Annotated in this window: 1 protein-coding gene; it reads right to left on the bottom strand. The window is 59.9% G+C overall.

All coding sequences use genetic code 11. The features are described 5' to 3' along the window. A partial coding sequence (locus BMX00_RS14130) for a non-ribosomal peptide synthetase (RefSeq protein ID WP_090829664.1) occupies positions 1 to 10,387 on the bottom strand: 10,387 nt, incomplete at both ends.

Below are 10,387 nucleotides of genomic sequence, written 5' to 3'. Positions count from 1 at the left end.
AGCGACCCATCGAACGTCAGCACCGTGCTCAAGTGATAAACCGCGCTGCCCGGATGCAACTGCTCGAAAAACCACAGCCTTTGCTGGGCAAAGGAGAGTGGACAGGGATCCAGCCGCAGCCCGGCTCGGATAGCCGGATCTGGGGTGCCGATTATCCCGATGCCCGCTTGGTGGTCCGTCTTGTGACGCACCTCGTCTATTTTGCGCGCAAGCCCGGCAACCGTCTTCAATTCGAACAGGCTGCGCAAAGGAACTTCCATTCCAAAAGCGTCCCGAATTCGTGAGATCACCCGCGTTGCCAGCAGCGAGTGACCGCCCAACTCAAAGAAATTATCCTCGATCCCGACAGTATCGAGGCCAAGAACCTCTGCCCAAATTCGTGCAATCCGGGCTTCGTGCTCCGTGCGCGCCAGGATGGGCGCACGCCCGAGGTCTGGACGGGCACGATCCGGCGCAGGCAGCGCTCGCCGGTCCGTCTTGCCGCTCGGCGTAATAGGCAGCCTGTCGAGAGAAACGAATGCCGCGGGCACCATGTACTCTGGCAGACGTTCCTGCAAATACTGGCGGAGCTCGCCTGCCGTTGGTCGCGTTTCCGTTCGGGGCACCACATACGCAACCAGACGACGGTCGCCAGGCTCGTCTTGCCGCGCCACGACAGCGGCCTCGCGCACGGCTGAATGAGTAGCGAGTACCGCTTCTACCTCGCCTGGCTCAACTCGAAAACCTCGAACTTTCACTTGGTGGTCGAGGCGGCCCAGAAACTCGATATTGCCGTCGGGAAGATAGCGGGCAAGATCGCTTGTTCTATAGAGGCGCACTTCCGGGTAGCCGGGCCCGGCAACGAACTTTTCCGCGGTAAGCTCTGGACGGTTAAGATAGCCGCGCGCCAGGTTGTCCCCGCCGATATACATCTCGCCGGGTACTCCAATGGGCACTGGGCGTAGACCGGAGTCAAGCAGATGGATGGATGTATTGGCAATGGGGCGGCCGATGGGGGGCAGAAGCGGCCAGTCCTCGGGTGAGCCTGGGAGGGTGAAAGCGGTCACCACGTGAGTTTCCGACGGCCCATAGTGATTGTGCAACTGGCAGCCGGGGAGGCCCCTGAACAGATTGCGGATCGGGGGGGTGACCTGCAACTGCTCGCCAGCGGTGATGATTTGCCGCAGCGTCGTTGGAAGTGGCTGCATGCCTGAGGCCGCTTCCGCCAATTGCTGTAGCGCAACAAAGGGAAGATACAGCCGCTGGAGTTTCTGCAGCCTAATGAACCGCCATAATCCCGCCGGGTCTCGCCGCAATGCTTCCGGGACCAGGACCAGCATCTTGCCCGCGCAAAGGGTCGAGAAAATCTCCTGGAAAGAGACATCAAAGCTCAATGGTGCAAATTGCAGCGTCGTACCCCCGGGACCCAGTTCCCGATGCTGCCAGCTGATCAGGTTGACCAGTGTCCGCTGCGGCATCGCCACGCCTTTTGGTTTGCCGGTCGAACCCGAGGTATAGATAATATAGGCGAGACTCTGCGGGTCTGATAGCTTACGGGGGCCTAGCGACATATCCGGCGCATCGTCCGATAGCGGCGCCAGAGGTTCGTCTACACATAGCGCATGTTGGGCTGGCAACCGCTCAAGCAGGCCGCGCCGCGTGAGCAGGAGGGACGCCCCGCTGTCCCGCAGCATAAACGTCAATCGCTCATCCGGGTATGCCGGATCGAGCGGCACGCAGGCGCCGCCGGCAATAAGAATGCCAAGGATGCCTATCACCATCTCCGGCGAGCGTTCGATACACAGCGCCACAGGCGTATCGGGACCCAAGCCAAGACGGTACAGGTGGCGGGCAAGCAGATCGGCACGCTCATTAATCTCACGGTAGGTGAGCCGGGTATTGTTGCAGGCGACAGCGATCGCATCAGGCGTGCGCGCCGCCTGTTCCAGGAAAAGTTCGTGAATGCTGCGGTCGCGAGCATATTCAGTCTGGTTGTGATTCCAGTCAGCAAACTGCTGAAGCTCCGCGGCCGTAAGCAGCGAGAGGCCAGCAAGTTTCACCTGTGGCTCAGCTGGATACAAAGTCATGGTTTCCAGCAGCGTGCGCCAATGATCGAGCATGCGCATGATTGTCGCATCGTCGAAACGCGCGCGGTCATACAGGAGCCTGAGCAGGAATTGTTCGCCCGGCGCCGCAATTGCAGTCAACGGATAGCTGGTGCGCTCGATGGACCGGGTCGAGCTGGGGGCACGGCTTCTCCTTTCCTTTACTGGCAGCTCCCGCTGAGGATAATTCTGAAAAACCAGGAGGCTTTCAAAAAGTGGCAGCCCCGCAGGTATATCGCTCAAGCGCTGGATTTCAGCAAGTGAACTGTAACCGTATTCCCTGTCTGCGAGCTGACGACTCTGCAGCTTCTGTAACCAGTCAGTCAGTATGTCCGTTTCCCCGAGGGCGATGCGCAGCGGCAACGCATTGATGAAAAGCCCCAGCATGGACTCGACTCCGGGAAGCGCTGCGGGCCGGCCCGCGACGATGATGCCGAAAACGATGTCGGTTTCTCCGCTGTAGCGGCTCAGGAGAAGCGCCCAGGCGGCCTGAACCATCGTGCTGAGCGTTATCTGGTTCGCTCGCGCGAAAGACTCAAGGGCGGCGGTTGCTCGGGCAGATAGCAGGATGTGGCTTTCACCATGACCCTCGGCTCCTTTGTGGGGTCGGTCCACTGCCAGCGGCGTGGCGGCCGAAAAGCCGTAGAGCACTTGCTTCCAGTAAGCTTGGGCGGCATCCTCATCCTGCTCCTGCAGCCAGGCGATATACTCCCGGTAAGGATGCGGCAGTTGCGGTTCGTAGCGGCCGCCGCGCCGGATAGCGTCATAAAAATTTCCAAGCTCCGAGAAGAGGATCGGCACGCTCCATCCGTCGAGGAGAGCATGGTGATGGCTCCAGATGAACTCGAACTGATTGTCACCAGTACGGATCAGCGCGATTCGCATCGGTGGTGCTTTCGAAAGTTCGAAGCCTCGCCGCCTGTCGGCATCGAGATAATCGTCGAGGCGACGATCGATTCCCCGACTCTTTCTCCGACCCTCTCTTCGACGCTTTTCTCCATCCATTTCCCGATCCATTTCCGGCAGTTCGTGCCAGTCATCACGGGCACAGTCCAGGCGCACCTCGCGATGAACGACTTGCACTGGCGCATCGAGACCCTGCCAATGGAATGTTGTCCGCAGCACAGGATGACGCGCCACCACGCGTCGCCAGCTTTCCTCAAATGCTTCGATGTCTACGCTGCTGGCAAAGGAATGGTGGAGCTGTTCGACATAGGCGCCCGAATCCGGATCGAGGAGCGTGTGGAACAACATGCCCTCCTGCATCGGGGACAGGGGATAGATGTCCTCGAGATCCGGGTTGTCGCGCAGGAGTTCGTCGAGCTGAGCCTGGTTGAGCTTCGCCAAGGGAAAATCCGACGGCGTCAATCTTTCCGCCTTGAAGGACAGGCAATGCGCGATGACTCTGCGCAGCTCGTCGATGAACGTGGACGCCAATGATTCGATGGTCGCGCGGTGGTGGACCGCCTCGCTGTAGATCCAGGACACATTCAACTTACCTGCGAAGACCCCCCCGTTGACATCAATAAGATAATGTCGCCTGCTACGCTCGCTGAACGCCGGTCCGCGCAGATCTGTCTCGCCGGCAGCCGGGTCGGCGGAGTACTCGAACTGTCCAAGGTAATTGAAGCTTATCTGGGGCTGCGGAAGCGCCCGCAGCAACTCAGCGGTCTCTCCTTTACTGATGTACCGCAGAAGGCCGTAACCGATGCCGCGGCGGGGAATCGCACGCAGCCGTTCCTTGACATGCCGCAGTGCTACATCGGGGGTGGCGGGATCGATGCAATCGCTGACGTCGAGAGCTAGCGGAAAGATGGTGGTAAACCAGCCCACTGTTCTCGACAAATCGACATCATCAAAAAGTGCTTCCCTGCCGTGCCCTTCGACATCGACCAGCAGCATGCCCACTCCCGTCCACCGTGCGAAAGCAAGCGCCAGCGCGGCCAACAGCGTTTCATCGATGCGCGCTTGATGAGTCCGTGTTATATCCCTCAGCAGGTGCGCGGTTTCTTCAGCGCTGAGGGACACCACTACCGTGCGGCTGGATCCGGCCGTGTTGGCTTCCGGTGGCGCATTCAAATCGGTCGGCAGCGGTGGCGCCTGCGAAGGCAGTGCATCGAGCCAGTACTGCGCCTCTTCACGGAGAATCGCCGAGTTGGCAGAGTTTGCCGAATTTTCCGGGCGTGCCGAATTTTCCAGGTTTGCATAGGCAGCCAGTTTCTCCGCCCATGATATAAAAGCGGTAGTCTTCGGCGGCAAGGAGGCCGGCCGGTCCAGTTCGTCCGATTGGGCACGGGCGGTATCCAGATCCTCCAGTAGGACGCGCCACGAGACACCGTCGATAGCCAGATGATGGATCACGATCAGCAACCTGGCATTCTCCTCGGGACCAAGATCGAACAGCACAGCGCGCAACAGCGGGCCGCGTGCGAGATCGAGGCTTGCCTGCGCTTGTGCTGACCGCCTCGCTATCACTGCCGCCCGTTGCGATGGCTCAACCCCAGATACATCAACGCGGGCAAATGGTATTTCCCCACCGGGATCCGAGAGGGTCTGCATCCACCCATCATCGGTCCGAAAAAAGCGTAGCCGCAGCGCGTCATGATGATCCAGAAGCCGGGTGAAAACGCGCACCCAGCGGTCATCGCCGATGTCAGGGGAGACCGGCAACAGTACCGTCTGGTTATAATGCTGCGGATCAATCAGATTCTGCTCAAAAAACCAGTGCTGGATCGGGGTAAGCCGCGCGGTTCCAGTTACCGTTCCCTGCTCCGCCGCGATTATGGCGGCATCCGCGACGGCCAGCAATCCCGCAATGGTCGGCTGTTCGAAAAGCTGGCGGGGAGTAAAGCGCAGCCCTTGAGCGCGCGCCCGGGCGACGATTTGAATTGCCAGGATTGAATCACCGCCGAGTTCGAAGAAGTTATCGTGGATGCCGACCTGGGGAAGGTGGAGCACCTCGGCGAATATGTTTGCGAGCCGCTGCTCGTCTTCAGTACGCGGCGCGACCGCCTCAGTTTCCCTTACTACCACAGGTATGGGCAGGGCGGATCGGTCGACCTTGCCGTTGGCGGTCAGCGGCAAGGCCGCCAGCGCCACGAATGCGGAAGGCACCATATAGTCGGGCAGCCGGGCCTGCAAAAAATGCCGCCACTCGCTCACAGGAGGCGGCTTATCCGTCACGACATACGCGACCAAGCGCTTGTCGCCGGGTATATCTTCACGTACCGTCGCCACTGCCTCGTGAACGTCCGGATATCCGCGCAGCGCTGCTTCCACTTCACCCAGTTCAATGCGGAATCCACGCACCTTGACCTGTTGATCCCGCCGTCCGAGAAACTCCAGGTTTGCATCGGGAAGATAACGGACCCAATCCCCGGTCCGGTACAGGCGTTCTCCTGAATGGAAGGGATGGGGGATGAATCGCTCGGCGGTGAGCGCCGGCTGGTTAAGATAGCCGCGGGCAAGGCCGTCGCCGCCGATATAGAGTTCTCCCGGTACGCCGATGGGCACCGGTTGAAGCCGGTCGTCCAGCACGTAAATCTCCGTATTGGCAATCGGTCGCCCGATGGGGACCGAGAGAATGGAGGTGTCAGAGGTCGGGTTGACAGGGGACATGCTGCCAGCGGCGAGGACGATACCGTTTGCCGGGGTGGTCGGAATTGTAAGCGGAGCAAGTTTGCACACCGTGGCCGTGATCGTGGCCTCTGAAGGACCGTAGGCATTGATCAGGGCAATCCGCCCGTCTGTCTGCCGTCGCCACTCGGCCAATCGTGCCGGAATCATCGGTTCGCTGCCGACTATCACGAGCCTCAGGCTCGAGGGGATTCGCAAGTTCGAGAGTTCTTCCACCCATCCGTGCCAGTAAGTGGCTGGCAGATTTAAAACGCTGAGATGGCGGCTTTCAACGAAGTCCAGCAGATCCGAAAATCCCGGCGGACCCGTCTCTGGCCATACCACGACGGTGGCTCCGCACAGCCACGAAGGAAAAATCTCCTCCGTCGCTACGTCGAACGCGGGAGAGGCAAGCTGGAGCACGCGATCGGTGGCACAGAGGTTATAGCACGCTGAAACCGCCGTGGCATGGTTGACCAGCGCCCGATGTGGCACCATGACCCCCTTCGGCACACCGGTGGATCCCGAGGTGTAGACGATGTATGCAAGGTCCTCCGGCCCGACATTTGCGCCAACCGGGATCCCATTATTTTCTTCTTCCTTTTTATCTTCGCCGAGGTTGCCGGAATCTATTGCGATGACGCATCCGTTGTAGCCGGCCAGACGCTCCCTGAAGGCCTCGTGGGTAACCACCGCGGGTGCAGCGGTATCGGCTAGAATGAAAGCGATCCGTTCCTTGGGAAATGTGGAATCGATGGGAACATATGCAGCCCCGGACTTGAGGATGCCGAGAGCGCCGACGGCCATTCCAATGCCGCGATCAGTCAACAGTCCTACTGGCGTGTCCGCCTCGATCCGTTGCGCGTCTTGTGCAGCCACCCCGCGCAAGTGCGCGGCGAGACAATCGGCTTGCCGATTCAGTTGCGCATAGGTGAGCCGTTCATCACCCGCTTCAAAGGCCACCGCGTCCGGCGTTCGCGCTGCCTGGATCTCGAACAGTGTGTGAATGCAGCAATCGCGCGGGAAGGCGGCAGCGGTAGCGTTCCATTCGACAAGAAGTTGTTGCCGTTCGACTGAGGAAAGCATGGGCAGTTCGGATAGGTGCTGCTCCGCGTTGGCGACGACGTTTTGGAGCAATACCAGGAAATGACCGACCATCCGCCGAATGGTCATCGAGTCAAAAAGATCTGTGGCATATTCGAAGGTGGCCGTTATGCCATCATCGAACTCAGCAATTGCGAGCGTAAGATCGAACTTTGCCGCGCCGCGCGCTTCAACGATACGGCCGGGATCGATACTGCCAGTGGACGGCAGAGTTTGTTGGAGGAAAGGTTCCTGGGGGAGATTTTCCAGCGCAAACATCACCTGGAAGAGTGGCGCCTGGCTCAGATGGCGTTCCGGGGCGAGCTTGGCCACCAGCATCTCGAAGGGCAGATCTTGATGCGCGTACGCCTCGGTTGCCACCGTGCGCACGCGCTCAAGCAGCGCGGTAAATGAGGGATCGCCCGACAGATCCAGGCGCAAGGCGAGCGTGTTGACGAAAAAGCCGATCAGGCCTTCCAGTTCGCTGCGGGTGCGGTTGGCAATGGGGGTACCGATCACCAGATCGGTTTGTCCGCTGTAGCGCGACAGCAGCACGCCAAAGGCGGCCAGGAGCGTCATGAACAAGGTGTTGCCGTGCTGCTGCGAAAGGGCTCGTAATTCTGCCGCCAGCCCGCCGGGCAGGGGCGTTGACAAAGAAGCGCCGCGGAAACTCTGCGCCGCCGGGCGTGGCCGGTCGGAAGGCAGGACAAGTTGTGCCGGGGCTTCTTCCAATTGTTTCTGCCAGTAGGCGAACAGCCCGTTCAGCCGTTCCCCTTGCAGGACGTTCCGCTGCCAGCAGGCGAAGTCGGCGTACTGGATTGGCAATTCCGGCAATGGCGAAGTCTGGCCATCCGAGAAGGCTGCAAGAAGGGCTCGCAGTTCTCCCTTGAGGATGCCGATGGACCATCCGTCGGCAACGATATGATGCATGGTCAGCACCAGGATTTGATCCGCGTCACTGAGGCGTAGCAGCGTCGCCCGAAGGAGCGGCCCGCGCGCGACATCGAATGGCGTTCCGGCATCCGCCTGGATTATCTTGTTAGCCATTTCATTGGCTATTTCATCGGTTGTACCGTTGATGAGTGTGTCGTTTGTCTCATTGTTTATCTTGTGGTCCTCCCCCGCTGGCGCATGGCGTAAATCGGTGATGGTCAACGCGGGCGATGAGGGCGGTGCGATGATCTGGACGCCTTGCCCGTCAATGGTGTCGAAAGTCGTGCGTAGGATTTCATGCCGCCGCACGATTTCCGCCAGGCTTCTTTCAAGGGCTACCGCATCCAGCGGCTCGCGAAAGGAAAGGGTGGTGCAAAGGGTGTATGCAGCACTTTGCGGGGAAAGCTGATCAAGGAACCACAGCCGCTGCTGGGCAAAGGAAAGGGGGCAAGGACCCTTTCCTTTGCGGCGTGGAATCGGCTGCGATGCCGAACGGGGCCCCAGGCGCAGCGCAAGCTCGGCCACAGTAGGCGCTTCAAAAAAAACATGCAGCGGGACCATCGCATGCATAATGTCGTGAATTCGCGAGGCCGCCTGCGTGGCGAGCAGCGAATGGCCGCCGAGTTCGAAGAAGTTATCGTGGATGCCGACCTGGGGAAGGTGGAGCACCTCGGCGAATATGTTTGCGAGCCGCTGCTCGTCTTCAGTACGCGGCGCGACCGCCTCAGTTTCCCTTACTACCACAGGTATGGGCAGGGCGGATCGGTCGACCTTGCCGTTGGCGGTCAGCGGCAAGGCCGCCAGCGCCACGAATGCGGAAGGCACCATATAGTCGGGCAGCCGGGCCTGCAAAAAATGCCGCCACTCGCTCACAGGAGGCGGCTTATCCGTCACGACATACGCGACCAAGCGCTTGTCGCCGGGTATATCTTCACGTACCGTCGCCACTGCCTCGTGAACGTCCGGATATCCGCGCAGCGCTGCTTCCACTTCACCCAGTTCAATGCGGAATCCACGCACCTTGACCTGTTGATCCCGCCGTCCGAGAAACTCCAGGTTTGCATCGGGAAGATAACGGACCCAATCCCCGGTCCGGTACAGGCGTTCTCCTGAATGGAAGGGATGGGGGATGAATCGCTCGGCGGTGAGCGCCGGCTGGTTAAGATAGCCGCGGGCAAGGCCGTCGCCGCCGATATAGAGTTCTCCCGGTACGCCGATGGGCACCGGTTGAAGCCGGTCGTCCAGCACGTAAATCTCCGTATTGGCAATCGGTCGCCCGATGGGTATGGGGCTGTGGATTTTCTCTGCCGGGGGCACCGGGTAGCATGTGGTAAATGTCGTGTTTTCGGTAGGGCCGTAAGCATTGATCAACACGCAATGCGGGTGTTGCTCGCGCATCCTGCGGACATGGACCGGCGACAATACATCGCCGCCGGTGATGAGCTGGCGCACGGTGTCCAGGCGCTCACAGTGGGCGTCGACCATCTGGCTAAAAAGTCCTGACGTTAGCCAGAGCGTGCTAACCCGATTGTGCTGGATCACGTCGGCAAGTTCTTCGAGCGATGGTGCGGCCGCAGGCATGATGACCAACTGCGCACCGTTAAGGAGGCAACCCCAAATTTCAAAGGTCGAAGCGTCGAATGCAATTGGGGCAAACTGAAGAAATACGTCATCAGGCACGAACGTCGCGTAGTCGGCGCCCTTTACTAGCCGCACCACGGCACGCTGGGTAACTGCAACACCCTTCGGGACACCGGTGGAGCCCGACGTATAGCAGACGTAGGCGAGGTTATGGGCCGCAGCCGTGCTCACCGGATCATCGGCGGATTCACGCGCGATTTCTTCGCGTTCGTCATCGATGCAAACCAGCCGTATGGCTTCCTCATCCAGCCCGGGAAGCACGTCGAGAAATCGGCTGCGAGTCAGCAAGACGGGTATTTCCGCATCATTTATCATCACCGATAGCCTGGTACGAGGGCTGGCCGGGTCTAACGGAAGGTAGGCCCCGCCCGCCTTGAGAATGCCGAGCAGAGCGGCGATCAGATCGGAGGAACGCTCAAGGCAGACTCCGACCACGATGTCTGGGCCAACGCCGAGCCGGCGCAGACGATGCGCGAGCTGGTTGGCACGCATGTTGAGTTCCCCATATGTCAAATGGTGCTCCCCCAGGACGAGGGCGAGCGCATCCGCATGGGTCTTTGCCTGTTCCTCGAATAACTCGTGGATGCACGCATCCCGAGGATATTCGACACGCGTGCCGCTCCATTCGACCAAAAGCTGTTCCCGCTCGGTTCCGGTGAGAAGGGATAGACCGGTAAAGTGGCGCTCCGGATCAGAGGCGGCACCAGCCAGCAGAGTCTCAAAATGCCTGACCATCCGGCTGATGGTTTCGGCTTCAAAAAGATCGGTGCTATATTCGAAATATCCACTTACGTGACGTCCGTCGTCCACCAGAGAAAGCAGCAGATCGAACTTGGCAGTGGCGGGCCCATTTTGGTCATTCCGATTCTGGTCGGCGGATGTGGATGCCTCCTTCCCTTCTTCTTCCTGATCCTGAGACGGAACGTTTTGCAGCGCAAACATCACCTGGAAGAGCGGGGCCTGGCTCAGATGGCGTTCCGGGGCGAGCCTGGCCACCAGCATCTCGAAGGGCAGATCCTGATGCGCGTATG

The organism is Nitrosovibrio tenuis, from assembly GCF_900109785.1.
GTDB lineage: Bacteria > Pseudomonadota > Gammaproteobacteria > Burkholderiales > Nitrosomonadaceae > Nitrosospira > Nitrosospira tenuis_A.
Note: the sequence above shows the minus strand (reverse complement) of the source record. Positions and strands in the feature narration are given on the sequence as shown.